This is a genomic window from Bradyrhizobium sp. CCBAU 51765 (assembly GCF_015291725.1).
GTDB lineage: Bacteria > Pseudomonadota > Alphaproteobacteria > Rhizobiales > Xanthobacteraceae > Bradyrhizobium > Bradyrhizobium liaoningense.
This window is the reverse complement of the sequence record NZ_CP030038.1, coordinates 2,199,946-2,223,743: the sequence shown is the minus strand read 5'-3', so window position 1 is coordinate 2,223,743 and position 23,798 is coordinate 2,199,946. Positions and strand designations below refer to the sequence as shown.

25 protein-coding genes are annotated in these 23,798 nt (G+C 64.7%); 10 read left to right on the top strand and 15 right to left on the bottom strand.

Translation table 11 applies throughout. The features are described 5' to 3' along the window. Positions 1 to 79 precede the first annotated feature (79 nt). The gene (locus XH96_RS10460) at positions 80 to 1,015 is read left to right on the top strand and encodes an AraC family transcriptional regulator (RefSeq protein WP_194392421.1); all 936 of its coding nucleotides are present in this window, start codon (positions 80 to 82) and stop codon (positions 1,013 to 1,015) included. A 160-nt stretch (positions 1,016 to 1,175) separates the two neighbouring features. On the opposite strand, the gene XH96_RS10455 is transcribed toward XH96_RS10460, so the two are convergent. The 4 genes from XH96_RS10455 to XH96_RS10440 all read right to left on the bottom strand — a co-directional run bounded on the left by XH96_RS10455 (position 1,176) and on the right by XH96_RS10440 (position 7,963). Continuing rightward, a complete protein-coding gene (locus XH96_RS10455) occupies positions 1,176 to 1,418 on the bottom strand; it encodes a hypothetical protein (RefSeq protein WP_194392420.1) in 243 nt (80 codons plus the stop codon). A 46-nt stretch (positions 1,419 to 1,464) separates the two neighbouring features. Continuing rightward, positions 1,465 to 2,589 (bottom strand): DUF2336 domain-containing protein, encoded by a 1,125-nt coding sequence (locus XH96_RS10450; RefSeq protein ID WP_194392419.1) that lies wholly within the window; start codon positions 2,587 to 2,589, stop codon positions 1,465 to 1,467. 340 nt (positions 2,590 to 2,929) lie between these two features. Then, positions 2,930 to 6,601 (bottom strand): AsmA-like C-terminal region-containing protein, encoded by a 3,672-nt coding sequence (locus XH96_RS10445; protein WP_194392418.1) that lies wholly within the window; start codon positions 6,599 to 6,601, stop codon positions 2,930 to 2,932. Between the two features lie 132 nt (positions 6,602 to 6,733). After that, positions 6,734 to 7,963 (bottom strand): cytochrome P450, encoded by a 1,230-nt coding sequence (locus XH96_RS10440; RefSeq protein WP_194392417.1) that lies wholly within the window; start codon positions 7,961 to 7,963, stop codon positions 6,734 to 6,736. A 130-nt stretch (positions 7,964 to 8,093) separates the two neighbouring features. Here XH96_RS10440 and XH96_RS10435 point away from each other — a divergent pair, with 130 nt between their 5' ends. Further along, positions 8,094 to 8,732 (top strand): TetR/AcrR family transcriptional regulator, encoded by a 639-nt coding sequence (locus tag XH96_RS10435; protein ID WP_194392416.1) that lies wholly within the window; start codon positions 8,094 to 8,096, stop codon positions 8,730 to 8,732. A gap of 220 nt (positions 8,733 to 8,952) precedes the next feature. Here XH96_RS10435 and XH96_RS10430 read toward each other — a convergent pair whose 3' ends face one another. The 4 genes from XH96_RS10430 to XH96_RS10415 form a co-directional block, all read right to left on the bottom strand. Then, a complete protein-coding gene (locus XH96_RS10430) occupies positions 8,953 to 9,474 on the bottom strand; it encodes a hypothetical protein (RefSeq protein ID WP_194392415.1) in 522 nt (173 codons plus the stop codon). A gap of 108 nt (positions 9,475 to 9,582) precedes the next feature. Continuing rightward, positions 9,583 to 10,077: a DUF302 domain-containing protein gene (locus XH96_RS10425; RefSeq protein ID WP_194392414.1), complete on the bottom strand. Its 495-nt coding sequence runs from the start codon at positions 10,075 to 10,077 to the stop codon at positions 9,583 to 9,585. A 64-nt stretch (positions 10,078 to 10,141) separates the two neighbouring features. Continuing rightward, complete coding sequence (locus XH96_RS10420; protein ID WP_194392413.1) at positions 10,142 to 11,017, bottom strand: alpha/beta fold hydrolase; 876 nt, start codon at positions 11,015 to 11,017, stop codon at positions 10,142 to 10,144. A 76-nt stretch (positions 11,018 to 11,093) separates the two neighbouring features. Beyond that, positions 11,094 to 11,864, bottom strand: a complete 771-nt coding sequence (locus XH96_RS10415) for an alpha/beta hydrolase (protein WP_194392412.1) — start codon at positions 11,862 to 11,864, stop codon at positions 11,094 to 11,096. Between the two features lie 212 nt (positions 11,865 to 12,076). Here XH96_RS10415 and XH96_RS10410 point away from each other — a divergent pair, with 212 nt between their 5' ends. Further along, on the top strand, positions 12,077 to 13,039 hold the full coding sequence (locus XH96_RS10410) for an AraC family transcriptional regulator (RefSeq protein WP_194392411.1): 963 nt from the start codon (positions 12,077 to 12,079) through the stop codon (positions 13,037 to 13,039). Positions 13,040 to 13,316: 277 nt separating this feature from the next. Continuing rightward, a complete protein-coding gene (locus XH96_RS10405; protein ID WP_194394092.1) occupies positions 13,317 to 14,240 on the top strand; it encodes a catalase in 924 nt (307 codons plus the stop codon). A gap of 9 nt (positions 14,241 to 14,249) precedes the next feature. Here the strand turns inward: XH96_RS10405 and XH96_RS10400 are convergent, their stop codons facing one another. Next, positions 14,250 to 15,182: a helix-turn-helix domain-containing protein gene (locus tag XH96_RS10400; protein WP_194392410.1), complete on the bottom strand. Its 933-nt coding sequence runs from the start codon at positions 15,180 to 15,182 to the stop codon at positions 14,250 to 14,252. Between the two features lie 401 nt (positions 15,183 to 15,583). Continuing rightward, entirely contained in the window at positions 15,584 to 15,928 is a 345-nt protein-coding gene (locus tag XH96_RS10395; RefSeq protein ID WP_194394432.1) for a hypothetical protein, read from the bottom strand. 349 nt (positions 15,929 to 16,277) lie between these two features. Here XH96_RS10395 and XH96_RS10390 point away from each other — a divergent pair, with 349 nt between their 5' ends. From XH96_RS10390 to XH96_RS10380, 3 genes are all read left to right on the top strand, one after another. After that, complete coding sequence (locus tag XH96_RS10390; RefSeq protein ID WP_194392409.1) at positions 16,278 to 16,544, top strand: hypothetical protein; 267 nt, start codon at positions 16,278 to 16,280, stop codon at positions 16,542 to 16,544. Then, a complete protein-coding gene (locus tag XH96_RS10385; RefSeq protein ID WP_194392408.1) occupies positions 16,537 to 16,833 on the top strand; it encodes a hypothetical protein in 297 nt (98 codons plus the stop codon). Before XH96_RS10390 ends, XH96_RS10385 begins: the two co-directional genes overlap by 8 nt. A 124-nt stretch (positions 16,834 to 16,957) precedes the next feature. Next, positions 16,958 to 17,236, top strand: a complete 279-nt coding sequence (locus XH96_RS10380) for a DUF1488 domain-containing protein (RefSeq protein ID WP_035700406.1) — start codon at positions 16,958 to 16,960, stop codon at positions 17,234 to 17,236. Between the two features lie 86 nt (positions 17,237 to 17,322). Here XH96_RS10380 and rpsU read toward each other — a convergent pair whose 3' ends face one another. Continuing rightward, positions 17,323 to 17,598 carry a 30S ribosomal protein S21 gene (gene rpsU, locus XH96_RS10375; RefSeq protein ID WP_025038058.1) on the bottom strand — a complete coding sequence of 92 codons (276 nt, stop codon included), beginning with the start codon at positions 17,596 to 17,598 and terminating at the stop codon, positions 17,323 to 17,325. 440 nt (positions 17,599 to 18,038) lie between these two features. Between rpsU and XH96_RS10370 the strand changes: the two genes are divergently transcribed. The 3 genes from XH96_RS10370 (at position 18,039) to XH96_RS10365 (ending at position 18,861) form a co-directional block, all read left to right on the top strand. Further along, positions 18,039 to 18,248 (top strand): cold-shock protein, encoded by a 210-nt coding sequence (locus XH96_RS10370; RefSeq protein WP_194392407.1) that lies wholly within the window; start codon positions 18,039 to 18,041, stop codon positions 18,246 to 18,248. Positions 18,249 to 18,344: 96 nt separating this feature from the next. Next, positions 18,345 to 18,587: a transcriptional regulator gene (locus tag XH96_RS39085; RefSeq protein WP_246790035.1), complete on the top strand. Its 243-nt coding sequence runs from the start codon at positions 18,345 to 18,347 to the stop codon at positions 18,585 to 18,587. A 52-nt stretch (positions 18,588 to 18,639) separates the two neighbouring features. Continuing rightward, complete coding sequence (locus XH96_RS10365; RefSeq protein WP_028181636.1) at positions 18,640 to 18,861, top strand: hypothetical protein; 222 nt, start codon at positions 18,640 to 18,642, stop codon at positions 18,859 to 18,861. Positions 18,862 to 18,937: 76 nt separating this feature from the next. Here XH96_RS10365 and XH96_RS10360 read toward each other — a convergent pair whose 3' ends face one another. From XH96_RS10360 to XH96_RS10345, 4 genes are all read right to left on the bottom strand, one after another. Next, complete coding sequence (locus XH96_RS10360) at positions 18,938 to 19,123, bottom strand: hypothetical protein (protein WP_194392406.1); 186 nt, start codon at positions 19,121 to 19,123, stop codon at positions 18,938 to 18,940. Continuing rightward, positions 19,120 to 19,542 (bottom strand): hypothetical protein, encoded by a 423-nt coding sequence (locus XH96_RS10355; protein ID WP_194392405.1) that lies wholly within the window; start codon positions 19,540 to 19,542, stop codon positions 19,120 to 19,122. The genes XH96_RS10360 and XH96_RS10355 overlap by 4 nt, the downstream gene beginning before the upstream one ends. A 108-nt stretch (positions 19,543 to 19,650) precedes the next feature. Beyond that, entirely contained in the window at positions 19,651 to 22,236 is a 2,586-nt protein-coding gene (locus XH96_RS10350) for an EAL domain-containing protein (protein ID WP_194392404.1), read from the bottom strand. Positions 22,237 to 22,394: 158 nt separating this feature from the next. After that, a complete protein-coding gene (locus XH96_RS10345; protein WP_194392403.1) occupies positions 22,395 to 23,693 on the bottom strand; it encodes an MFS transporter in 1,299 nt (432 codons plus the stop codon). Between the last annotated feature and the right edge of the window lie 105 nt (positions 23,694 to 23,798).

Sequence of the window (23,798 nt, the reverse complement as noted above, 5' to 3'; positions counted from 1 at the left end):
ATTGTGATTTAGAGACGCTTGCCGCTCCGCATATGGCCAGGCGGATCGACGTCATGTCCGCGCGGATCAGGAGTGCCGAATGCCGGGAGCCGAGACAGACGAGCTGTTGAAGGCGATGGTGCCGCTGTTGAGAATCCGGCCCGTGATCGACGACTCCTGTCGCTTTGGCGGGACCTGGGAGTCGCTACACGCGCCGAATGGCCGGGGATGGGCACAATTCCACATGGTCACGCGGGGCTCCTGTCTGGTCGAGAGGCCGGGTCTGGGGCCGCAACGGCTGGACGCCGGCGACATTCTGCTTTTGCCGCACGGGGACAGCCACGCGGTACGAAGCCAGGCCAACGGCGTCGCAACAAGGATCTCGAGCGAAATCAGGAACGGCATTCGCCAGCGCAGAACGGTCGATGCCCGGGCCGATACCGAATTCCTGTGTGGCCGGTTCCTGTTCGAGATGTCGGACGAGAACCCTCTGATCGCCGCGCTTCCCGATGAAATCGTCGTTCGCACCGCAGGAGAGCCCCTGCTCGAGAGATTTCGGCGCCTGTTGATCGACATTCGCGATGAGCTCGACGCAGGACGGGTCGGATCGCAGATGGTTGCCGCCGACCTCGCAAGAGCCCTGTTCGTCATGATGCTCCGCGACCATCTGGCCGACGAGGGTTCGGGAAACGGGACGGTCTCGCTGTTGCGGGACCGCGCAACAGCCCGGGTGGTGTTGGCGATCCTGAACGATCTCGCCCGGGACTGGACGCTCGACGAAATGGCGGCGGTCGCGGTCTCGTCGCGCGCGACTCTGGTGCGTGCCTTTCGGAAGCATGCCGGGATCGCCCCGATGACGTTCCTGTCCGATTTGAGATTGACGATCGCGCGCAAGCGGCTTGCCGGCACCACCGATCCGATCGCGAAGATCGCCGGCGACGTCGGTTATGCGTCCGAAAGCGCCTTGAGCAAGGCCATCATGCGCAGATACGGCCTGCGGCCAGGCGCGCTGAGAATGGCGGAGCCGGGGCCATAGCAACCACGGACTCTCGCCGGGCCATGGAATGCTTCACGCTGCAGACGAGCCGGAAGGCAACGCGCAGCGAAGATCCGGTGCGCGGCGGTCACGGATTGCGCCAAGCCCGTCGTCGGGCGGCTTCGCGCCAGCCCGCTGGCCCCGTCCGCGCGACGATCGTTTACCGGAAGTACCCCAGCACGAGATCGACATCCGAGCTGCCTGCGACCGTGCCGTTCAACTCCGCGTCGATGACGCGACGGCAGGCATCGACGGCGGCGTGGTCGCCGAGATCGTTGGCGGCTTCCAGCACGAGCCAGGCGGCGTCGACCGACGCCTTGTCCGGTGCGCCGCCGCCGAGATCGGCGGTGACGGCATTGCCGAGGTTCTTCTTGCGAACGGCGGTGCCGAATTGAGGCAACATTGCAAATACTCCCCTTCGATTCCGGGATGATGCTCAGTGCACCCGACTAGTGGACCTGGAACTCGGGCTGACGGCCCGTAACGGTCTCGGCACCCGCGCCATTCTTGCGCGACTGGTAGAACTTCAGAATGCTGCGCGAGGTCTCGATCTTGAGCCGGCCGTACTCGCGCTCGTTGTCCTGGAGCTCGCGCGCCGTGATCAGATGATCCTTGGCGCCGAGGAACAGGAGCGACATCGTCGTGTCCCAGGAGAAGTCGAGCGCCTTGCACAAGACCAGGATCATCTCGCGGTTGCGGTCCATCAGCGCGCGCTCGATCACGTCGACGGGCAGCGACGAGAGCAGCGACAGCCCGATCTGCACCTCGTCGAAACGGTGCTGGCGCGCATAGTTCGAGATGGAGTCCTGGTTGAGGTTGCCCTGCCGGTACTGCGTCGTGACCACGCGCTTGGCGACGAAATAGCTGCGCGAGGACGGGCCGAACTTGGACTGGAGATCGCCGGTGAGCTCGGTCACCGAGCTCTGGATCTGCGCCATCATCTCGGGCCGCTCGGTCTCGAGGCGGCGGCGCACGTCTTCCGACGCCTTCGAGATGAGCTGCTGGAAGATGTGGCGCGGCACGTCCTTGCGCAGGCCAAGCTGTTCGGCGAGAATCGAATCGCCCTCGGCGCGGCGGACCATGTGCAACAGGCCCGATCCGGAGAAGCGCGCGCCCTCGTTCCTGGCAACCGACGTCACGACCTCCTGGTTGCCGCGCTTGACCAGCACGTCGGTCACGGCTTCGCCGATCGACTTGCGCTGTGCGATCGCGAGCAGGTGCGACTGGCTCTTGGTCAGGGCACTCTCGACCAGCATCTTCTCGTCGAGACGACTGGAGTCGCGCAGCACGGGGCCGGCGACCTCGATCTCGTCGTCGAGCGCGAACTTCTCGATGACGTTGAGCGGCGCGTGGTCGCAGGCCGCCATCAGCTCCGAGAGCTGCGCCCGCGCGGCGACCTCGATCTCCTCGGCGAGCCGGCCGATGACCTCGCCGAACGTGGAGATCTCGTCGTCGCTGTAGCGGCCGGTGATCAGGATATCGGTCGCATGCCACAACGCCTTCGCCCGGCTTTCGTCGGTGCCGCGCGCGATCGCGTCGTCCAGATCCTGTAGAAGCGATTTCGCCCCGTTCATCTCGATCACCCCAGTTCTTGGTAGCCGTTTGGCAAGCCGTCCCGCCGCTCTTGGCGCGACGCCGAATTCCTCTGGGAACCGACGCTAGAGATGAAACGCGAGAATTCAGTAAAATCGGCAAATCAGTTTTGCCGACGAAAATTCGTTCAAATGCGAGGGGACGCGTTAACGAGCGGGCAACGGAGACGGTGCGCCCCTCTCCCGCTTGCGGGAGAGGGTGTGTCCGCAATGGGACTTTCCGCTAGAGGAGAAAGCCCTCACCCGCGCCTTCGGCGCGACCTCTCCCGCAAGCGGAGAGGTGAGCGAGCCCGCGGCTCGGTCCGGGCAAACCAAAAGCGCGCTACGGATTCTGCGGCGTCAGCACCAGCGGCGGCTTCGGCCTGGGCTTGGCGGGCGGCGGGCCCGGAGCCGGCTTCACCTCGATCGGCGGCGGCAGCGGTGCGGCCTGCTGGCTTGCGAGCGGCGGGCTTGTGAGTGGGGGGCTTGTGAGTGGGGGGCTTGGCGCGGCGGGAGCCGCCTGCGGCGCCCGCGGCGTCGGCGCGGGCCTCGACTCCGCCTTGGGCCTTGCCGGCATGCGGCGCGGGTCCTGACCCGGCAGGGGCACATGGGCCGGCGCCTGCTCAGGCGCTGCATCCGGAGACACCAGCGTCGGCAGCGCAGCGGTGGCCGGCGGCGGCTCGCCGCGTTCGATGGCGTCTAACCGACGCGTCTCGCGATCGATCGTGCGCACCGCAAGCCATGACGACAGCGGCGTGAGGTCGATGGTGCGGCTCAGCTTGTCGGGGGGCCCTGCCGCGAACAGCTGGATCTCCGGCGGGGCGCCGGAGAGGCCGGTCATGATCGGCGTCAGGCTGGCGCGGATGTCGGCCTGGTCGGCGGGAATGTCGTAGCCGCCGGAAACGATGGCGCGGGCGTTCTTGGCCTCCAGCGACGTCGCGCCGACGCGCAGCCGGCCGTCGCGGATCGTGAACGGGATCTGTGCCGAGGCGATCGTAATGGGAGCGGCCGACAGCGCGGGCTCGACGAGCTGCCGCAGACGGTTGTCGTCGGCGACCTGGCCGCCGTCGCTGGCGCGGATCGCGATCTCGAACGCACGCGGATTGAGGCCGCTGATTTCCGCGGATTCGAGCGTCACCGTGCCGTTGCCGGCGAGCGCACCGGTCAAAGCCGCGACGCTGCGGCCCTGGCTGGTCAGCGCCATCTGCACCGAGGCGCGCCCCTTGGACAGCGCGAGGTCGCGATAGCGCAGCGTCGCCGCATCGACATTGCCGAGCTCGATGCGCGCGTTCAGCGCAAGACCATTCGCGCCGTTGCGCGCGTCGAGGCTCGCGGACATCTCGCCGCCACCGACGCCGCCCTTGAGCGCATCGAGCGCGAGCGACTGCCCGTCGCTCCGGATCGTGCCGCCGAAGGGGCGCAGCTCGATGCCGCCCGGCAACGTTCCGCGCAAGGCCTGGAAGGCGATGCGGCCACGCCAGCCGCCGACGAGCCCCGGACTGAACGGCTCGCCGGACTCATGTCCGGCCGCGCCGATCGCGATCGCGAGCGCCGGCGCAAGATCGAGCGAGTCGAGGCCGACCTCGCCGTCGACGCTCTTCTCCTGATCGAGCATCATCGAAAGATGCCCGCGCAGATGCGAGCCTGCTGCATTGCCGTCGAGATCGTCGAAGGTCAGGCGATTGCCTGACAGCGTGAGGCGGGAAGACAGGCTGACATTCTGCGCCGATTTGTCGGCCGGGCCGGTGCCGAGCAGCGGCGCCAGATTGACGTTGCGCACGCGCAGGTTCACGCTCGCCTTGGGTTCGGACGATTTGGGCTCGGACAGTTCGACGCTGCCTTGCGCATCCGCATCGAGCCCGCCGCCGTTGAGCTTCGCGTTCAATTGCAGCGGTCGGCGCCAGGCGCCGCTCAAGCGGCCTTCGAATTGGGAGGCGCCCTCGCCCGCGGCCACGACGCGATCGAGCCCGAGCAGCGCCAGCAGCGCGCCAGCCTGCGATGCCGAACCCTTCGTGTCCAGGGTGAAGTCGCTGTTGCGCAACCTTTCGAGGTCGATTCCTCCGATGGCCGCCGCCGGCGTCTGCGCCACCAGGGTCGTGGTCGCCTTGAGCTGCGGCGCGTCGAGGTCGAGCACGATCCGGGCATTGCTGCGATCGGCATGCTCGGTGTTGCTGTCGAGGCTGAGATCGAGCTTGAGGCGGGCCGCGCCGGGCGATGACGGCAACGCATCGAAGCGCGCGCGCACCGCGGGCGCAAACGGCTCGATCAGCGCGGTGAGCTCGCGCAGCGAACTGGCCGAGGATTTCACCGCGAGCTTGCCGGTGGCCTTGGTGCGGTCGAAGCTGCCGCTCGCCTCCGTGGTGAGGCCGCTGGCCTGGCCGAAGCGCAACTGCTCCAGTGACAGCGATGCGGGACTGTAGGCGAGCCTGGCTGCGAACGGCCGCAGCTCCTGGCCGGCGGAGATCGCGCGGCCGATATCCAGTGAGAGCTTCGCCTCTTCCGGCCACTCGCCCTGCGGTCCCGCGAGCGCGCGGACAAAACTCGCGGCGGCATCGAGGTCGAGCCGGTCGGCCTTGAGCTCCGCGTCGATCCGCGAGCCCTTGCTCGCGCCTGTCTGCACGAAGGCGATGCGGCCCTCCACCGCGCCGCCGTCGATGTCGGCCTTCAGCCTGTCGATGGCGAGGTGATTGGCGGCGATGGTCACGTCACCGGCGAGGCGCAGCGGCCGCGTGCTGCGCCGGTTGACCTCGCTGCGGCCCTGAAGCCAGGCCACCAGCGTGTCCGGATCGGACGATTCGATGCGCAGACGGCCGCTGAAGCTGTCCGCGCCGGGGGTCGCGCCGTTGAGCGAAAGCTGCGTCGTGCCGGGCGCACGCAATTCGAGCCGCTGGAAGGTCCATGACCTGCCGTCGGTCTGAAGCGCGGCCGCGATGTTCTGCAGCGGGCGGCCACCGAGCATGATCTGGTCGGCATTGAATTCGATCTGTGCCGGGATCGGCGTCTGCGGGATCGCCGCAAGGCCCGCCCGCAGCGCCGGCAGGACGCGCTGCGGATCGGCATCGTCCTTGCCCGTCAGCCTGTCGGCATCGACCTGCCGCGCCGACAGCACCGCGCGGAGCAGCGGCGAGGCGCCGAACCTGAGATCACCGACGCCGCCAAGCTTCAGCGCGCTGTCCTCCGTGCCGAAGCTGGCGTCGATCTGCTCGAATTTCGCGCCGGCCGGATCGGCCTTGAGCCTGGTCGCGAGCTTCCAGGGCGTTGGCCCCGCCTCGCCTGCCTTCTTGGTCGCGGGCACGGCGAGCGTCAGCGCGCCGTCGAATTTCGGCTGGCGGTTGTCGAAGGCGAGCACGCCTTCGAGATCGGCTAGGATGGGGCGCTCGCCGGGATCGATGTTGAGGTGGAGACGGGTCGCGCTGCCGTCGGCGCTCGGGCCGGAGGAGACGCGGAACGGGTAGCGCACCCCGGCGGCGCTGAAACTGCCATCGCCCCGCACCGAGCCCGCGAGCGAGCGCACGTCGCCGGAGAAGGCGATGTCGCTCAATTCCAGCGTCGAGCGGCTGGCGGCGTCGTGCAAGGCGATGCGGCCGGTGAGATTGAGGCGTTCGATGGCGAGGGACGCCAGATCGAAGGCGCCGCTCGCGATCGAGGGCAGATCGACCCGCCCGCGCGTGTCCAAGGCGAGATCCAGCGCCATGCCGCCCACAGTGAGCTCGGTGGCGCGCCATTCGCCGCGCATCAGGGAGCCGAGGCTGAACTCGACGTCGAGCTTGTCGGCGCGCAGGCGGCCGAGATCGTTGTTGCCGCCGAAGGTGACGCCGCGCAGCCGCAGGGTCGGCGCCGGCAGCAGCCGCGCGTCGAGCTCGCCCGCGACCCGCACCGGCACGCCGATGATCTTGCCAGCCTCCGCCTCGAACTGGGGCCTGAACTGGTTCCAGTCGACGTAGTAAGGCCCGATCAGCGCGGCCAGCAGCGCAATAATGAAGGCAATCGCCAATCCGAGCAGCGTCGTCTGCACGGGTCTCCCCTCGGCCAAACCGGCCCGGGCCGAACCTGAGGGCCTCAGGCGCGCCGGAACAGCCCCTTATATAGAGGGAAGTGTGGCGAAGTCACAGCGACTGTTGCGCGCGGAGGTTAACGCCGGCAGGCCTCACCAGCTCGCCGGCAACCGCTTCAAGCCACGCAGCACGAAGGTCGGCCGCCATTCCGGATTTTCGACGTCGTCGATGCGCAAGTCGGGCAGCCGCCGCAGGAGCGTGGCGATGGCGATCTCGGCCTCGATGCGCGCCAGCTGGGCACCCAGGCAGAAATGGATGCCGCCACCGAACGACAGCGGCTTGACGTTCGCCCGGGTGACGTCCAGCCGGTCGGGCCGATCGGGATAGACCGCGGGATCCCGGTTGGCCGAGCCGAGCAGGCACAGCACGCTCTCGCCCCTGGGAATCGTCACGCCGCCGAGGTCGACATCCTCCAGCGCGACGCGCCCGGTCATCTGCACCGAGGAATCGTAGCGCAGGAATTCCTCGATCGCGCCCTCCATCAGCTCCGGCCGCGCCTTGAGCAGCGCAAGCTGATCCGGATTGCGGTGGAGCGCGAGCAGGCCGTTGCCGATCAGGTTGACCGTGGTCTCGTGGCCTGCGCCGAACAGGAGGATGATGTTGGCGGTCAGTTCCTCGTTGGTGAGCTTGTTGCCGTCCTCCTCGGCCTGCACCAGCTGGGTGATCAGATCATCCCCGGGAGTGCGGCGGCGCAGTTCGAACAGCTGCTGGAAATACATCTGCGCCATCAGGTTGCCGGCGTTGCCCTGTTTGATCTCCTCCTCAGACAAGGGCACGGGATCGAGCAGCCGCCCGCCGTCGCGCGAGCTCTTGTAGAAGACTTCGCGGTGCTCCTCGGGGATGCCGAGCATGTCGCAGATGATGGTGACGGGCAGGCGGAAGGCGAAATCCTCGATCAGGTCCATGTGGCCGCGATCGATCACGGCGTCGATGGCCTCATCGACGATCTGTTGAATCCGCGGCCGCATGTCCTCGACCCGGCGGGCGGTGAAGGCCTTCACGACGAGGCCGCGCAGGCGGGTGTGGTCCGGCGGATCGGCCTGCAGCATCCAGTAGCTCATGCTGCGAAACACCGGCTCGTTCATGATCTCGGGACCGTAGCGGCGCGTGGTACGCTCGACGAAATCCTTGCCGAAACGCTTGTCGCGCATCACGAGGCTGACGTCGGCATGGCGGCTGGTGACGAACTGGCCGAACGGCGTCACGTGGATCGGATCGAGCCTGCGCAGCCGGTCGTAATGCGGATAGGGATCGCGGATGAAGTCCGGCGAGAGCGGGTTGAACAGCGGTACGCCGCCGGCGCCTTGCACGTGCTCGTTCATGGTGACCTCAGACCGGTTGCCGCATGAATCGAATACGCCGGGCAGCCCCTCATGCGCAGCGTAACCATCCCTGAATTATCGAACTCGATACATTGTTGTATCGAGTTGCAGTCTGCCCTAACCTGTGCCGATGTCAAGGGTGAGAACGAGACCGACCAGGGACGACACGCGCGACAGGCTGTTCGAGGCGGCCGCGCGCGTGTTCGAACAGGACGGCATCGGCGGCGCCAGCATCGAGGCGATCGCGGCGGCGGCGGGCTTTAGCCGCGGGGCGTTCTATTCGAACTTCAAGAGCAAGGACGAATTGATCATCGCCATGCTCGAGGATCATGTCGAGCAGTCGATCCGGCGCAACATGGACATCCTCGCGCAGCACGACAATCTCGACGATTTCATCGCGGCGCTGAAGACAATGGACCGCAGCCGGCAGGATCCGCTCGGCCGCTCGCCCCTCCTCCACATGGAGATGATCCTGTTCGTCGCACGCGCCGAGAAGCGCCGCCCGGAACTTGCCAAGCGCCTGCGCGCGCGGCGCAAGCTGGTCGCCGACATCGTCGAGGCGACATTGAAGAGCAACGGGCGCAACGACAATCTGAACCCGCCATGGATGGCCTCCGTCGTGCTCGCGCTGGAAGACGGCTTTCGCCTGCACCGGCTGATCGATCCGGAGACGACGCCGGCCGACAGTTTCCTGCGCGCGATCACGGATCTCAGGCGCAGGACGGGATTGGCGTCGGACCACGTCAAAGTGGTCCGCGTCGAGCCCTGATCGGGCTTCGTCGTGACCGACCGGCTCCACGGGCCATCCAAAATACGAATACAGGAACTCCCCGACCTCGCGGTCGGTTAGGTTGACCCGTAGTCGGAGACCGATCGGATGGATGCGCAGGCAAAACCGGACGCCACTTTGACCGGGCCAAACCCACTCGATTGACCCCGAGCGGACCTGCCGCCAGAGGCGTCGGCGCCGAACAGTCGAAGCCTTGCGCCTAGTCCTTCGCGGCCGGTACGGGCGGCACCGGCAGAATGATTTCGGAAGCGATCTTCCAATCTTTCTCGACGCGAAGCCAATTGATGATCATCAGAAACGGCTTGGCTGTTCCGTCCTGCCCCGCATAAGAGACCGTGATATGCATCGGCACGTAGGACTCGGCGACATCGCGGGTCAGGCCGACAACCTTGAGCTTGGAATAATCCGGCTCGAGCACGACCGGACCGGAGCTGCCGATATCGTGAAGCTTCTGATCAATCGCCTCGTTGCCCCAGAAGCCGGCCCAGTTCCCCTCAGACTGGATCGCGCTCTTAGCTACCAGTAGTGTGGAGGGCGATTGCCAGAACATCTCATGGAGAGCCTTGAAATCGTGCTTGTTGGCCAATTCCATCAGCCTGCCGAACTTCGATTTGATCGCGCCAAGGGTCGTAGCATCCAGCGGCTCTTTCCTGACAGCGGATTCAGACGCGACAGTCCCGGCGGAAAGAACCGAGGCTGTGACAACAAGTGTCTTGTACATGGAGGAATTTCTCTTTCGACGTCTGGCTCGTGTCATGACAACGCCTATCGCGGTCCGCGATTGATATGAGTGACCCACTCTATCGGCCGAAGATTTCATCAGAGCGCTTTAGCCTGCACACTCGCGTAGCAAGGTTGTGATTTTCGTATCGAGATCTCGGGCGACGGCAAGTGCTTCCGAGCTGCCATAATGCAGTAGATAACTCTCCATTTTGTCATAGGAGACGTGCACGCCATCGGGACGCTCATCGATGAGTACTGTGACTGGAGCATAAGATCCGGCATCGGGCACGTGCTTGACCATCTCTTTCATGATGAGTGGATTGCCGACGACGAACCGTTTGATCTTGGGTGTCCTGGATCCAGTTTCGCGACGCAGAATGTCGCCCAAGTCGAATTCCGCGAAGAGCATAAGGTCCGTTCGGCCGAGGTCGCGTTGTACAACGCGCTCAAGATCCGGAAAGGAGTTTGTCGCCCTCGTCTCTTTGAAGAAGTTGACCATGTCAGGTTGACCGATCGCGGACTTGAGGGTCGCGACAACAGCCTCGAATGGTTTTGCGCTCGTGAGGCTGAAACGTTCAACCTCGACTCTAACGATTGTCATTTTGTCCTCCGTAGCGACTCTCATTGATAACGTGCGTCCGATGGTGCGTCGGAACGCCGCGAGATCATGCAGCCGCGGGATGTGATTCCAGGAAGGTCCGGACGTGGCTGACGAACATGTCGGGATACTGAAACAGGGCGCCGTGCCCTGAATCGGGATAGAGGACCAACTGAGCGTTGCCGAGTTCCTTGAACATTGCGTAGGCGTTGTTCGCGGGCAGCATGGTGTCGTGGCTGCCGCTGACCACAAGAGCGGGCTGGCGGATGGCGCGTAGAATGGCGTGCTCGGGATCAGGTGTGGCGCACCAGGCGATCAGAGCCTTGGCCTGCGGGTCGGTAACCGCGTTGCCGTTATCGGTGTCCCGATCGTCCTTACGCAACTTCGTCCGCTTCAGGAAGGCCAAGCCTGACGACCGGCTGGCGGACGACTTCGTGAAGAACAGCGGCAGACGGGGGTCCGGTGCATCGGTTTGGGAAAACGCCTCCTGCAGAACCGATAACAGGTGTTCCTCTCCGCCTCGTGGCGCGGTGCCGACGAGGATGAGTTTCCGGACCAACCTTTCGTGCTCAGCTGCGATCTGTTGGGCGATGCAGCCGCCGAGAGAAAAGCCCAGCAGGTCGACCTCGGAAAGGCCGAGGAGATTGATGAAGGCGAATGCATCCCTCGCCATCGCTGCGATATTGTCAGGCGTTTGGCCGGTCGAGCGACCGACCCCAGCATTGTCGAATGCGATGACGGGGCGATCGGCGGCAAGACCGTTGACGACGGCGGGATCCCACGCGTCAATGTTGCCCGAAAAGTGCTGCAGGAGCACCAGCGGCGTTCCGGTCGCGGGGCCGAGGCGACGATAGGCGAAGCGGATTCCGTGGCCTTCGACGTAACGGGTCGGTGCCGTTTCGAGCGTGGCGGCGTCCTGGCTCGCGATGTTGAGTTGAGTCATCTCATCCTCCGGATGTTTGGCAATGAAATAGTCGAGCGGGCGCGCTCCCGGCGCGAAAGGACCGGGAGCGCTACCGTTACTTCGCGAGTGCGGCCTTTTCGATTGCCTCAGCGACTTGCTTCGCATGGACGACGAGCGAGGCATGGCTACCGGCGACTTCCGTCGTCTGAGCCTTGATCCTGGTTGCGAACGACTTCTGCGCTTCCGGCGCGAGGACTTTGTCCTTCGTGCTGATGACATAGAACGTCGGCTTGTCATGCCAGGCCGCAATGTCGACCGGGGCTTCGTACGCAACGTGATTCAACGGAAGCTGCGAGTTGGCGAGGTGCTCAGCGATTTCCGGAGGAAGGTCGGCCGCGACGGCTGACGGAAACACCTTGGGATCGATGTACAAATTACCCTTCGCATCAGGATGGATCGCCTTGCTGCCTTCGGTCGGCGGGCCAGCTTTTGCCAGCGACGCCAGGGATTCGCCTACCTCCGGCGCGAAGGCCGAAACATAGACCAGCGCCGATACCTTGGGATCGTTACCGGCTTGCGTGATAACCACGCCGCCCCAGGAATGGCCGACGAGAACGGTTTTGCCGTCCTGCTTCGCCAGCGCCTGTTTCGTGGCATCGACGTCAGCGGCAAGGGAGGTGAGCGGATTTTCGACGAGCGTAACGTTGTAGCCCTTCTTCGTGAGAATATTGGCAACGGGCTGCCAGCTCGTCTGGTCCACGAAAGCGCCGTGCACGAGCACGATGTTGTGGGCTGCTCCCTTGGGTAGTTCAGCGGAATGAACGGAGCCGACCAACGTCGTTCCGGCCAGGAGTGCGGTGGCGGCTGAGAGGAGGATGTTTCGCATTGATAATTCCTGTTGGCATGTCGGACGAACTCGGTCCGGCGGAATGGACAGGCGTTTCCAGCAAGGCCGCGGTTCTTCCGTCTGCCATCGGCAAGATGGTTGCCGTACGTGACGTCGGCCCGCGGCATGACCTAGTTCGCGGACAGTTCGGACGATAGAGATCAATCGTCCGGATGTTGTGTCGGATCGTCCACTGGTCTAACTTTGGCGACATGGACATCCTGGCCCAAGTGCTCGATCGTGTTCGCCTCGGCGGCACGCTGCTCTTTCACTTCGAACTCGGACATCCCTGGAATCTGGAGTTGCCGGCCCGCCCCTACGCCTTGTTTCACTATCTCAGCGAGGGCTCTGCGACCCTGGCGCTCGGCGAGGGTCCGGAAATCCAGATGAGCGAGGGCGATTTCGTCGTCATCACACGCGGCGAGCCCCATGCCTTTTATTCCGATCGCCGGGCCAAGCCTCTGCGGATCATAGATATCGATCGAGCGTCGTCGCGGTTTGGCGTCATCCGTCACGGCAGCCGAGCAAAGCCACTCTCGACGATGATCTGCGGCAATTTCACGGTGTCACGGCCCCTGTTTGGCAGTGTGCTGGAGCTACTGCCGCCCGTGCTCCTGCTGAAGCCGACGGCAGACGGAGGTTGGCTTGAAGCGATCCTGCGCCGCATGGTCAGCGAGTCCGCGCTTGAGCGTCCCGGTCAACGCGTCGCGCTGTCGCGACTGACGGAGGTGCTCTTTGTCGAGGTGCTCCGAAGTTGGATCGCGTCTCTTAGTCCCGGACAAGGCGGCTGGCTCGGTGCCATATCTGACCCACATATCGGACCGGCGCTCAAGCTGATCCACGAAAACCCGGAGAAGCCCTGGACCCTGAGCGACCTTGGCCACCGCGTGGGGCTCGGCCGCTCGGTGTTTTCGGCGCGCTTCACCAAGCTCGTCGGCCAGCCCATGCACCGTTATGTGGTCGAACGCCGCATGGCGGAGGCGGCGTTCCTGCTTGAAGCCAGCGATGAGCCCATCGCGCGAATTGCCAGCAGAGTTGGCTACGAGACAGCGGCGGCGTTTTCGAAGCTATTCCATCGACATCACGGCGTATCGCCTGGCCGGTACCGAATATCCCGTCGCTCCGACACGGGCGAAAAGCAAGGGGACTTTCAGGAAGCAGCGGTCGCCGATTAGGTTTGTAGCGGCCATCTGCGGCAGGTCCCGCTACTGGCCCATCCGCGGCCTGCGAGACCATTCGCTCTTCGGCCACTGTAGGCAGCAGACCGTACATCAGGCGGCCATCGCTTGTTGAGGACATGCCCTAGCCGTGTCGCGAGCGAGCGGCTGGTCCCGAGCCAGCGAGTTGCGGGATTCGTCGCAGGATCGGACAAGGCATGTCGGCTTTGGGAAAGATTTTTCGGCGAACCCTGCGCCACAAACAAGCCCATCGCTCGAATCCAAAGGTTCCGTTCTGACTCAGCTCCCGAACGGCGCAGCCACACCGATGTCCGTTGTCGATGTCCTGAGGGCGGTTGCCGGTCGTCCGCCAAAGGCACGGGCGAGCTTTTGCTGGGGCCGATGCGTTCGCGGCACCTACGCCCCCTCGGATCAGGCCAAGGAGATCACCAAGTCCCGCAGCTTCACCATGCCCTCCCGGGTGCTGGCGCGTTTCTCGGCGGACGGCGTCTCCGCGAACGCGGTCGACATCGACGGGTGCTCGCTGCGCGGTCTCAGCTTTCGGCTTGGTAGCGGCAATCAGCTCTCCGATATCGTCACCCAGAGCGTCCCGGTTCATTTCGCCGGAACGCTCGACCAGATGCTGGCCTTCCTGCAGGCGCGCATGCCGGGACCGGACGGCACGCCGGACATGGCCCGGGTCGAGGCATTCTCCGCCGCCAATCCCGAGACGCTGCGTCAGGCAAGCTACCTTGCCGCGAATCCGCCGCCGGCAAGCCTCGCCTGCACGACCTATTGGGGCGTGCACGCCTTTCCCGCAACGAACGCGAGGGGTGAGACACGGTTCATCAAGTTCAAGGTCGCGCCGGTCGGCGACGAACGCTGGCCGAGCGAGCACGCCACCACAGCCAAGTCCACCGGCTTGCTGCGCGATCTCGACTCCCGGATCGCGGCGCGCGATGTCAGGTTCAGCGTGATGGCGCTGCTGGACCGTCCCGGCGATCCCGTCATGGACGTGACCATCCGTTGGCCCGACGAGGATGGACGCGAAGCGGTGCGCCTCGGAACGATCGTGATAACGCGCACTGAATCAAACGAAACGTGCGATGCGTCCGGGTTCAATCCAGCCAATCTTGCCGAAGGCATCGGCCATCCGCCGGACGAGATATTTGCGGCGCGGCGCGACGCCTATGCCCTCTCCCAGACCGAGCGCCGCTGAACGGAGGGATCACGCTTCGCCGTCCGGCACGCCCTGCGCCTCACGGCGCCACAGTCCCGGGCTGACGCCGACCACCGAGGAAAACACCCGGGTGAAGTGGCTTTGATTGGCGAACCCGGCCGATATCGCGATCTCCGCCAGCGACAGGTCGCGCACCGTCATCAATTGCTTGGCCGTGTCCACGCGCTGGCGCAGCAGCCATTGGTGCGGCGGCAGGCCGGTCGAGACGCGAAACGCGCGCGAAAAATGACTGGCCGAGAGATCGAACTCGGCTGCGATCTTCTCCAGCGAAAGCTTTCCGCGGAGATCGGACTCCAGCCTTTCACAAGCCCGCTTCACCTGCCAGGGGGCGAGGCCGCCGCGCGCCGGCTCGGCGGCGCGCCGCAATCCGCCATAGGTCGTCGCAACATGTGCGGTGAGCGCGAGCATCATGTGGTCGATGAAGAGCCGGTTGGCCTCTTCGGGCTGCCGCAACGCCGCCAGGAACGACGCGCCGAGATGACGGATCGTCATATCGTCGTGGCCGACGCCGGGCTGATAGGCGAGCTCACCGATCCGCGGCGCGCCGCTTTGCCTCGCCATGTCGTCCAACGCCGAACGGGGCAGATGGAAGAACAGAGAATGGAAGGGCTTGTCGATCACGTAGCGCGGATCACGCTTCAGGTCGTACAGATAAGTGGCGCCGGCGCGGATATCGCGCTTGATCACGCATCGGCCGCGCTCCCAGCACTCACAACCTGCGAAATCGCGGAATTTGAGGCTGACGAGATAGGCGTCCTCCGAGGGCATCGACTCGGAGAGGCGCGGAATCGGATGGTCATCCCGCGTCTCGGTGACGGCGAGCTCGGCGCTGCGCAGCGAACGCGTGACCAGCGTTGGCGGCGCATCCTTCAAATGCAAGAACCGTTCGAATTTCTGCGCGAAGGCGTGCGCCTGTGCCATGGCGTGTGTCTCAACAATGCGAGGAGCCTGGGGAACGGAGGCGCCACACCAGGTCCACGCAATTATCCGACATTGGCAACCGACGGTCCAGATTTGCGCGTTGGAACGCTAGCCGTGTGACTGCTCGCCGCAGCTGTCGTTCACAAGAGGTTTTCATATGAGATTTCAACGGATTCTGATGCCTCTCGCGCGATCTCCGTTCAGTGCCTCGACAACTCGTCGTCCGCCCATCGTGCATTTGTGATAGCGTGCGCCTGCTTGGAGCATCCGTGACCGGCCGATCGATGCCGGCCGACACTTCTTGCGCGCGATCACGGTTGCGGCGTCGGACGGATCGGCGTCGCATCAGCGCCTTCAATCGCCGCGCGGCATGTTTGTCGCGCTCAAATGCGGCCCCCTCGCTACTTCTTCTTCGCAGGTCCGAAATCCGGCTGCCAGGCGGCTTCCTTGCGGGACGGCGCCGCGGCGATCACCTTGGCTTTGTCCTTCTTCGGTTTCTTGGCTTCGCGGTTGCCGCGTTGTTGGCCCTTTGCCATGTCGCTCTCCTTTGCTGGTTTGAGTTCGTCGAATTCACTCGGCTGCAGGACCCGGCCGCGCGGGGTACAGACCCTGACGTCCATGTAGCCCTCGCGCAGCAGTTTTTCCGCAAGGCGTAGCGCGACCGCCGCAGTTCCCCGGCCGAGATTGGAGCTGCCGTATTCGTTGGTTCCACAGACCAGATACGGCACGCGTATTGTCCTAGCCATTGAGGACCGCGGCTCCGCACACGAGAAGCAGAAGAAACAGCGGAACGATCACCGGCGGCACGATCGATTCCGAAATGCGATCACCCGACATCGAACGCTCCAGCGCAGCCTTCGGCGGGAGCACACGTGCCCACAGTCACCGGTCGAAGCCGTCGAGACGCGCGGTGATGGCAGCGAGCCTACGCCCGCGCCGAACCAATAGCGAGCGTTAAGTGCCTGTTGTCGTCGCACCGCGACGTGACCGTTTGCCCGTACGGACACGATAGTGCTGGCTATTGCCGTGCCGAAGGCGCATGCTCGCAGCAGCCGGCACCGGTTGGGGCTTCACTTGCGAAAGGCAGGCGTGCGCATGACCATCCGCTCGCGGCGAGAGACCGTCACCTTCAGGCATCCGTTCCACATCCGCGGCATCGAGCGCATCTTGCCGGCCGGCGCCTATGAGGTCGTCACCGACGAGGAGACGATCGAAGGCCTGACCTTCGCCGCCTATCGCCGGGTCGCCACGATGATCACCGTGCCCGCCGAAGGTGCGGGCGGCGCCATGGAGGTGCTGTCGATCGGCTCCGTCGATCTTGCGAATGCTCAAGCTGCAGACGCGAGCATCGCCAATGACTGACCAGCCGGTCGATCTCGACAAGCGCCGTGGCATGGCCGCGCAAAAGGCCACCGACCTGCGCCGCGCGCTGGCGGAGGTCGAGGCCCATGTCAGAGAGCTGCGCGAGCGCGAGGCCGACCTCGAACACCGCATGATGACAGTGCCCGCTGCGTCCTGGCAGGAAGCCTCGATGAAGGCGCGCCATCTGCTCAACCTCTATGCTGCGGGCCTGCCGGCCGAGGACACGCGCCACCGCGCGCTCGTCTCGGCGCTGTTCGACGATTTCGCCCGGCTGTCCGAAGAGGGCTGAGCGAGGGCCACCTGCATTCTCGACACGTGCATGCTCGGCGGGAGCCGGGAAGCGGGCGCGCGGTACCGATCAATGATTGGAGGGCGCGAACTCGCAAGGACACCAATACGTAACGGAGTGAGCCATGACACTGACCAGCGGCCGCTTTATCGACCACGAATACGACCGGATGATCGTCCGGTTCTCGATGCATGACGGCGCCCGGGAGATTCCTTGCGCGATCTCGACCTCAGCGATGGATGATCTCGAGCACGGCGCACACGTCAAGCCCGAGCAGCGGGAAGCCCAATTCGCCCGTCTACGCGATCGCATCGAAGCATGCGCCGAGAGCAAATATCGCGCCACCGAGTTCGAAGGCACGCCGCCGGGCATCGTGCTTCGAGGCATCGATTTCAGGCCATAGGGAAGACAACAGCCGGGACAGCCAGGCCCGGCCCTTCTGCGGCGTCAGCGGTGACGCGCCGTCATGATATCCGGAATCAATCGCTTCTACTCTGGCCTTGCTTTGATCTCCGGCAGGGGCGGCTTGCGCTCGAAGGGTTTCTTCTTCGGTGGCGCGGGCAGCAATCCCTCCCTGATCGCCTGCTTCCGGGCGAGCTTGCGGGCGCGGCGAATGGCCTCGGATTTCTCGCGGGTCTTTCTCTCGGACGGCTTTTCGTAGGAACGGCGCTGCTTCATTTCGCGGAAGACGCCCTCGCGCTGCATCTTCTTCTTGAGAACGCGGAGTGCCTGCTCAACGTTGTTGTCTCTGACGAGTACGTGCAATTTGATCCTCCTGGCCCGGGCTGCGAATGCGACACGTCCTGCAGGGCAGCCAATTGCGCAGGAGCTTCATTACGAATTTTTGAGGATGGTGATGGCGACATCGTCGCGGCTTCGGACGAGCCGATCTGCCTGTCACGGCGAGCACCTTGGTGACGTCAACGTGACCACTGTCGCGCAGCGCTGTCAATCGATAACGTCCTGCCTGCAGGTCGACGGACACACGCAAAACGCCTCGATCGGAACAGAAGAACCGGCTCCCAGAAAACAAACTGGCTGCGCTCCTTGCAAAATCGTGAAAGCCGTGTATATTGTACGTCGTTCGATTAGCCGCTGTGCCTTGTTGAATGCGCCCGCGGGCTCCTTTTCCAAAGACATCGACGAAGTTGAAGATAGCTGCGTGATTGTCGCGCGGGATGCGCTTGCGCGCTTTGGAGAAGAGAATGACGACAGGTACAGTCAAGTGGTTCAATGGCCAAAAGGGCTTCGGTTTCATCCAGCCGAACGATGGCGGCAACGATGTGTTCGTTCACATCAGCGCGGTTGAACGAGCTGGTCTTGCTGGTCTCGGCGAGGGCCAAAAAGTCAATTTCGAGATCAAGACCGACAAGATGCGAGGCAAAGTCAGCGCTGAGAACCTCTCGCTGGCTTGATATCGTGGCGCCGTTTCACGGATGTACTGAAACGGTTGCTTCGCCCGCTCAATCCCGGGATTGAGCGGGTTTGGCTGTTGCGGATCCGGGTGAACGATGAGCACCAAGAAATCGGCAGAGCCGTCACCCGAAAGCATTGCGCGTTCCGATCGCAAGCGCCTCGCCGCTGAAGAGGGAGCCCGGGCATTGGCAGACGTCGAAAGACAAGCCATCGAGGTTCGCAAGAACATGGCGCGGCTTCGAGAGGTGCGCGAGGCCAAGGAAGCGGCTGACGACGCGCTCCGAACAGCTTTGCCGGCGCCTACGCTGAAGAGGCGTTCAAGGAAGCCGGCGCGATAGTCGACTTCAACGCCGCCGGCCAGACTTGAAGTGCCGATCTCATTGCCGGAGAGTGCAGATCGTGCCGAGAATCAAACCAGACCACGGAACCATCACCTTCTTCCTCGCATCCGGCGCAAATCGCCAGCTGTGCCGGCTTGCCACGACATTCAACACCCAGAAGCAGGCCTTCAGCTATCTGCAGAAGCACCGAACGGAGTTCGAGCGTATGGCGCGGGCGCGCCTTGCTTCAGGGGAGCTCGAAGACGGGATTGTCGTGCTGCCGATGCTCTGAAGCATCATTGGGAAAAGTGTGCGCGGCGGCTTTCCGAGGATTCACCATCCCGGATGTCAAGGTAGAACAGCGACACTCAAGTCGTCCTCTCGGACTGGCTGCGTCGTTCAGCCTCCCTCGCCAACCGTTCAGCCTTGAGCCGTTCGCGATTGGCGTGAAAGGTCTGTTCCGCCTTCTCGTAGTCGGTCGCGGGCTTCGTCACGGTCTGCTTGAAGAGACTGTTCGCCTCCGTCGCCGCATGCGATTGGGAATACCGTCTCATTGCTTGTCCTCCATATCGCTGGTGGCTCGAATTGCTTCGGTGTCGGCGACGTCCTGGTGCCCAGCCCATTCTCGAATCGGCTTGCCGCACCTGGACCGATCAATTCGTACGCGATCGAACTCCTTGGGTCCATCGAGCAGATCCCGCTTGCGGATTGCCCTGTCCTCCGCCGTCGTCGTCGTGTCGCCCATGCGATCGATCGCATCGCCGGCCATCTTGCGCGCGCGGTGCTTCTGGAGATCCGGACCGGCGTGCGACGCAAGCCCCGATTCCACCAGGCGACTTATCGCCTCGGACAGGCTGGGCTCGTCGCTCTGACAAGCCATCCATGCCGTGATGGCCTCGAACTGCGCTGGCGAAGGTCGAAAGCCTGCCGCTCGGGCAGTGGCGCCGTTTTGCCGTCGTGTCGTTGGGCTCATGCGGTTTGCAGGCAGGACAAGGGCTGGCGCCCCTTCTGGGAGACGTCGAAGACCAAACCGCTGATGCTTGATGCGTTCCAATCGACCGGAAATTTCGCTCAAAGGCAGCTACGCCGACCGCTTCACCGCAGCCTCGCCCGCGGGCACGATATCAAGCCGCCGCAGCATTGCCCTCGCCTGCTCGGCGCAGTGGTCGATCAGCCAGCGCTCGAAGGCGACAGGGGGCAACGCGGGGGTATAGAGGAACCCTTGGACGATGTCGCAGCCGAGCTCGGCGAGCGTCTTGCGCTGCCCCTCGGTCTCGACGCCCTCGGCGACCACGGTGATGCCGAGGCCCTGGCCGACGCGGACCACCGCGGTGGCGATCGCGAGCGCGCCCGCGTCTTTCTCGATGTCGCGCATGAAACTGCGGTCGATCTTCAATTCGCGGATCGGCAGATGCGCGAGCCGGCTGAGGCTGGAATAGCCGGTGCCGAAATCGTCCACCGAGAGGCCGACGCCGAGCTCGCGGATCGCGTTCATCGTCTCCAGCGCTGCGACGCCGTCCTGCATGAACGCGCCTTCGGTAATCTCCAGCATCAGCGCGTCCGGCGGCAGATCGTATTCGGCCAGGATGTCCTTCAGCCTCGCCGCCAGCGCGACGTTGCGGAAATTGATCGGCGACAGGTTCACCGAGACGCAGGGAATGTTGAGCCCGGCGTGGCGCCAGCTCGCGATCTGCCGGCAGGCCTCGCGCACAGACCACAGGCCGATCTGCTCGATGAGGCCGCATTCCTCGGCGAGCGGGATGAACTTTGCCGGCGAGACCTCGCCGAGCGCGGCATCGCGCCATCGCGCCAGCGCTTCGACGCCATGGATCGCGCCGTCGCAGCTGCGGATCTGCGGCTGGTAGCTGAGACTAAGTGCGCCATCCGCAATGGCACGGCGGAGCGCTGCGATCAGCGCAAGCCGCTGCTCGGCGAGCACGTTCATCTCGGCACTGAAGATACGATGAGTCGAGCGTCCGGCCTGCTTGGCCATGTACATGGCGGCGTCCGCCTGCTGCATCAAGGTGTCGATATCGGTGGCGTGGTCGGGGTAGAGGCTGATGCCGATGCTGGCGGACATCGGCATCAGCCTCGACCCGAGCCGGAGCGGCCGCGCCAGCGCTTCGGCGATATCGGCCGCGACGCGCTCGGCGCTCTCGACGTTGCGTTGCGGCAGCAGGATGACGAACTCGTCGCCGCCGAGCCGACCCAGCATGTCGCCGGGACCGATATGCTCGCGCAGGCGTTGCGCGAGCTGGACCAGGAGCTCGTCGCCGGCGGCGTGCCCGAGCGTATCGTTGACGTCCTTGAAATGATCGACGTCGAGGAAGGCCAGCGCGACATGGCTGCTGGTCGGGCAGGCATCGATGGCCGTGGTGATCAGGTGCCGCAACTGGGCTCGATTGGGCAGGCCGGTGAGGATGTCGTGATAGGCGAGCCGCGCGATCTCGGCGCGCGCCTCCTTGCGCTCGATCGCGAAGGCGCCGAGGTTGACGCAGGCCTCGACGATGCGCCGGTGCCAATTGCTCGGCGCGCGCGGCTCGCGATAGTAGAAGGCGAAGGTCGCGATGACGCGGCCGTCCTTGGCCTTGACCGGGGTCGACCAGCAGGCACGCAGGCCGATCGCGAGCGGCATCGCCTTGTAGGGCTGCCAGCGCGGATCGGTGTCGAGATCGGTCGCCAGGACCGGTGTACCGTAGAAGGCCGCGGTGCCGCAGGAGCCGACATTGGGGCCGATCGCGATGCCGTCCAGCGCGCGGGAATAGTCTTCAGGCAGGCTGGGACCGCCGAGCGGATGGATCAGGCCGGCGGCATCGACGTGCAGCAGCGAACAGACGGCGTCGGGCGCGATCTCCTCGACACGGCGGCACAGCCGGTCGGCGATCTCGCCGATCGGCACCTCGTCGGCGAGCGCGCTCATGATGAGCTGCTGAAGCGAGCGCAACTGCCTGGTCTCGGTGATATCCTCGAGCAGCGCGAAGATGTGCTTGACCCGGCCCTTGCTGTCGCGGAACGTGTCGATCCGGGCGGAGACCCAGATCTCCTCGCCGTCCTTGTCGTAGACGAGCAGCTCGGCCTCGCCGCGATGTCCGCCACGCATCAGGCGCCTCACAAGCTTCGCGAGGGCCTTGCGGTCGGTGTGACGACCGGCAACGAGCCCGTCGGCGCTGCGACCTGCGGCCTCCTCGCTGGTATAGCCGAACAGCGCCGTGAACGCCGAATTGACGTAGACGATGTTCTGCCGGACGTCGGTGATGATCACCGCGCGGTTGGTCTGGTCGGCGACGGCGTGGAGAAGCCCGATCCTGACGCGCCGCTCCGCATCAAGCGTGACGTCGCGTGCGAACACGATGCGATGGGTCGCGCCGCCGATCGTCGTTGATGACATCGACACCAGCGCCTTGATGCGGCTGCCGTCGCGCCGCACGAGACTGATCTCCTCGCGGAACTCCGTGGTCGCGCCGGCCTCGAGACATTTGAGGGTGAGAACGGCGGCGTTGCGGCCGAGCACCTCGGTGGCAGCGAGCTTCCAGATCCGCTCCGCGGCAGGGTTGAAGTGCGTGATGCGATGCGCGTCATCGACGATGACGACGCCGTCCTCGGCGCGTGCGAGTGCCGCGCGCAGCACGTCCGGCATTTCGGTCGCGGGACAATCGGAGGCAGACATCGTTGGAACCGGACGGCGTCGGGAAGAAGTGGTACTGAGCCGACGCTAGCGCTCCGATGGTGTCCAAGACGTTCTTGCGGGGCCATGACGCCAGGCCAAGACGCGATATGCTTAACGCTCCCCGAAGAAGAAACGAACAATGCGATGCTTGCGAGAACCTACCTCGCAATACCGCCGGGGAGCTTGTGCAGCCGGCCGGCGACGGCCCGCACATTGCGCGGCGCGGCCCGCCAGATCGAGAGTGCCGACAATCCGCTCATGACGATCGCGATGGCAAAGGCAAGCGTGTAGTCGCCGGCACGATCATAGAGGAAGCCCGTCACCCACGGTCCTGCTGCACCACCGGCCAGCGCCGCCAGCATGATCGTGCCGAAGATGCTGCCCTGGTGCCTGCCCTGGAAGATCTCGAACACCACCGCCCCCATGATCGAGGTGAGACCGTAGCCGAGCGCGCCTTGCGTGAGGACCATCAGGTAAACCAGCCACAGCGACGGCTGGAACTTCAGCGCCATCAGCGCCGCAAAACAGATCGCAAAGCCCGCGCAGCTGATCGCCCACACCCATTCCCGCCCGATCCGGTCAGAGACATGGCCGAGCAGGATCTGGCCGGGAATTCCGAGCAGGCTGACGATGCCGAGTGCCCACACCGCAACATTGGCGCTGAAGCCGATGTCGAGCAGGAACTTGGTCTGATGCACCTGCACCGCGTACCAGATGTAAAGGCCGCAGAAATAGCCGAGCGCTATCCACCAGAAACGCGCGGTCGCGACGGCCCGCTTGAGCGTCCAGTCGATCCCGACCCAGACGGGATCGACGATGTTGGAGACCGGTTGGGCCGCGCCCGGCATCGGGGCGGCGTCGCCGTCCGGTTCAAGGCCGATGTCCTGCGGGCGCTTGTGCAAGAGCAGATTTATCGGCGCCAGCACCACCAGGATGAGCAGGCCCATCGCCGTGCAGGCGGTGCGCCAGCCGGTCTGCTCGATCATGTGCTGCACCCATGGCAGCAGCGTTACCGAGCCGATGCCGACGCCGGCGAAAGCGATGCCGATGGCGAAGCCGCGCTTGCGGATGAACCAGTTCGGCAGGAACAGCGACTGGCCGGAATAGCCGAGGCACACCGAGCCCGCACCGACCATGACGCCGATGGTGACATAGAGATGCCACGGCGCGCTGGTCAGCGGTGCCAGCAGCAGCCCGCCGCCCATCAGCACGACGCCGAGCTCCATCACCGCGCGCGGACCGGCGCGATCCATCAGGCGGCCGATCAGCGGGCTGACCACGCCCGACACCACGAAGCCGAAGGAGAAGGCGCCCGCCGTGACGCCGCGCTCCCAGCCGAACTCGGAGATGATGGGCGGAAAGAACAGCGAGAAAGCGGTACGCGCGTTGACGCCGATGGCCATGGTGACGAAGGTCACGGCGACCACCACCCAGCCGTAGAAGAACGGAAGCCGCATGTTGTGCTTGTTTCATCCCTAGACGTTCCTTCGGATCATCCGAGGATGCTCTGGTCAAGCGCTTTTCGCGAATGCCCGCCGGGCGAGGCCGGGGCTTCCGTCCAA

Coding starts and splice junctions, on each gene's coding strand:
- XH96_RS10345 (WP_194392403.1), bottom strand. CDS start 23,693: ATGCGGCTTCCGTTCTTCTACGGCTGGGTGGTGGTCGCCGTGACCTTC.
- XH96_RS10355 (WP_194392405.1), bottom strand. CDS start 19,542: ATGAGCCCAACGACACGACGGCAAAACGGCGCCACTGCCCGAGCGGCA.
- XH96_RS10455 (WP_194392420.1), bottom strand. CDS start 1,418: ATGTTGCCTCAATTCGGCACCGCCGTTCGCAAGAAGAACCTCGGCAAT.
- XH96_RS10390 (WP_194392409.1), top strand. CDS start 16,278: ATGACCATCCGCTCGCGGCGAGAGACCGTCACCTTCAGGCATCCGTTC.
- XH96_RS10440 (WP_194392417.1), bottom strand. CDS start 7,963: ATGAACGAGCACGTGCAAGGCGCCGGCGGCGTACCGCTGTTCAACCCG.
- XH96_RS39085 (WP_246790035.1), top strand. CDS start 18,345: ATGAGCACCAAGAAATCGGCAGAGCCGTCACCCGAAAGCATTGCGCGT.
- XH96_RS10425 (WP_194392414.1), bottom strand. CDS start 10,077: ATGACAATCGTTAGAGTCGAGGTTGAACGTTTCAGCCTCACGAGCGCA.
- XH96_RS10385 (WP_194392408.1), top strand. CDS start 16,537: ATGACTGACCAGCCGGTCGATCTCGACAAGCGCCGTGGCATGGCCGCG.
- XH96_RS10410 (WP_194392411.1), top strand. CDS start 12,077: ATGGACATCCTGGCCCAAGTGCTCGATCGTGTTCGCCTCGGCGGCACG.
- XH96_RS10430 (WP_194392415.1), bottom strand. CDS start 9,474: ATGTACAAGACACTTGTTGTCACAGCCTCGGTTCTTTCCGCCGGGACT.
- XH96_RS10420 (WP_194392413.1), bottom strand. CDS start 11,017: ATGACTCAACTCAACATCGCGAGCCAGGACGCCGCCACGCTCGAAACG.
- XH96_RS10400 (WP_194392410.1), bottom strand. CDS start 15,182: ATGGCACAGGCGCACGCCTTCGCGCAGAAATTCGAACGGTTCTTGCAT.
- XH96_RS10460 (WP_194392421.1), top strand. CDS start 80: ATGCCGGGAGCCGAGACAGACGAGCTGTTGAAGGCGATGGTGCCGCTG.
- XH96_RS10415 (WP_194392412.1), bottom strand. CDS start 11,864: ATGCGAAACATCCTCCTCTCAGCCGCCACCGCACTCCTGGCCGGAACG.
- XH96_RS10370 (WP_194392407.1), top strand. CDS start 18,039: ATGACGACAGGTACAGTCAAGTGGTTCAATGGCCAAAAGGGCTTCGGT.
- XH96_RS10435 (WP_194392416.1), top strand. CDS start 8,094: ATGTCAAGGGTGAGAACGAGACCGACCAGGGACGACACGCGCGACAGG.
- XH96_RS10350 (WP_194392404.1), bottom strand. CDS start 22,236: ATGTCTGCCTCCGATTGTCCCGCGACCGAAATGCCGGACGTGCTGCGC.
- XH96_RS10395 (WP_194394432.1), bottom strand. CDS start 15,928: ATGGCTAGGACAATACGCGTGCCGTATCTGGTCTGTGGAACCAACGAA.
- XH96_RS10450 (WP_194392419.1), bottom strand. CDS start 2,589: ATGAACGGGGCGAAATCGCTTCTACAGGATCTGGACGACGCGATCGCG.
- XH96_RS10380 (WP_035700406.1), top strand. CDS start 16,958: ATGACACTGACCAGCGGCCGCTTTATCGACCACGAATACGACCGGATG.
- XH96_RS10360 (WP_194392406.1), bottom strand. CDS start 19,123: ATGAGACGGTATTCCCAATCGCATGCGGCGACGGAGGCGAACAGTCTC.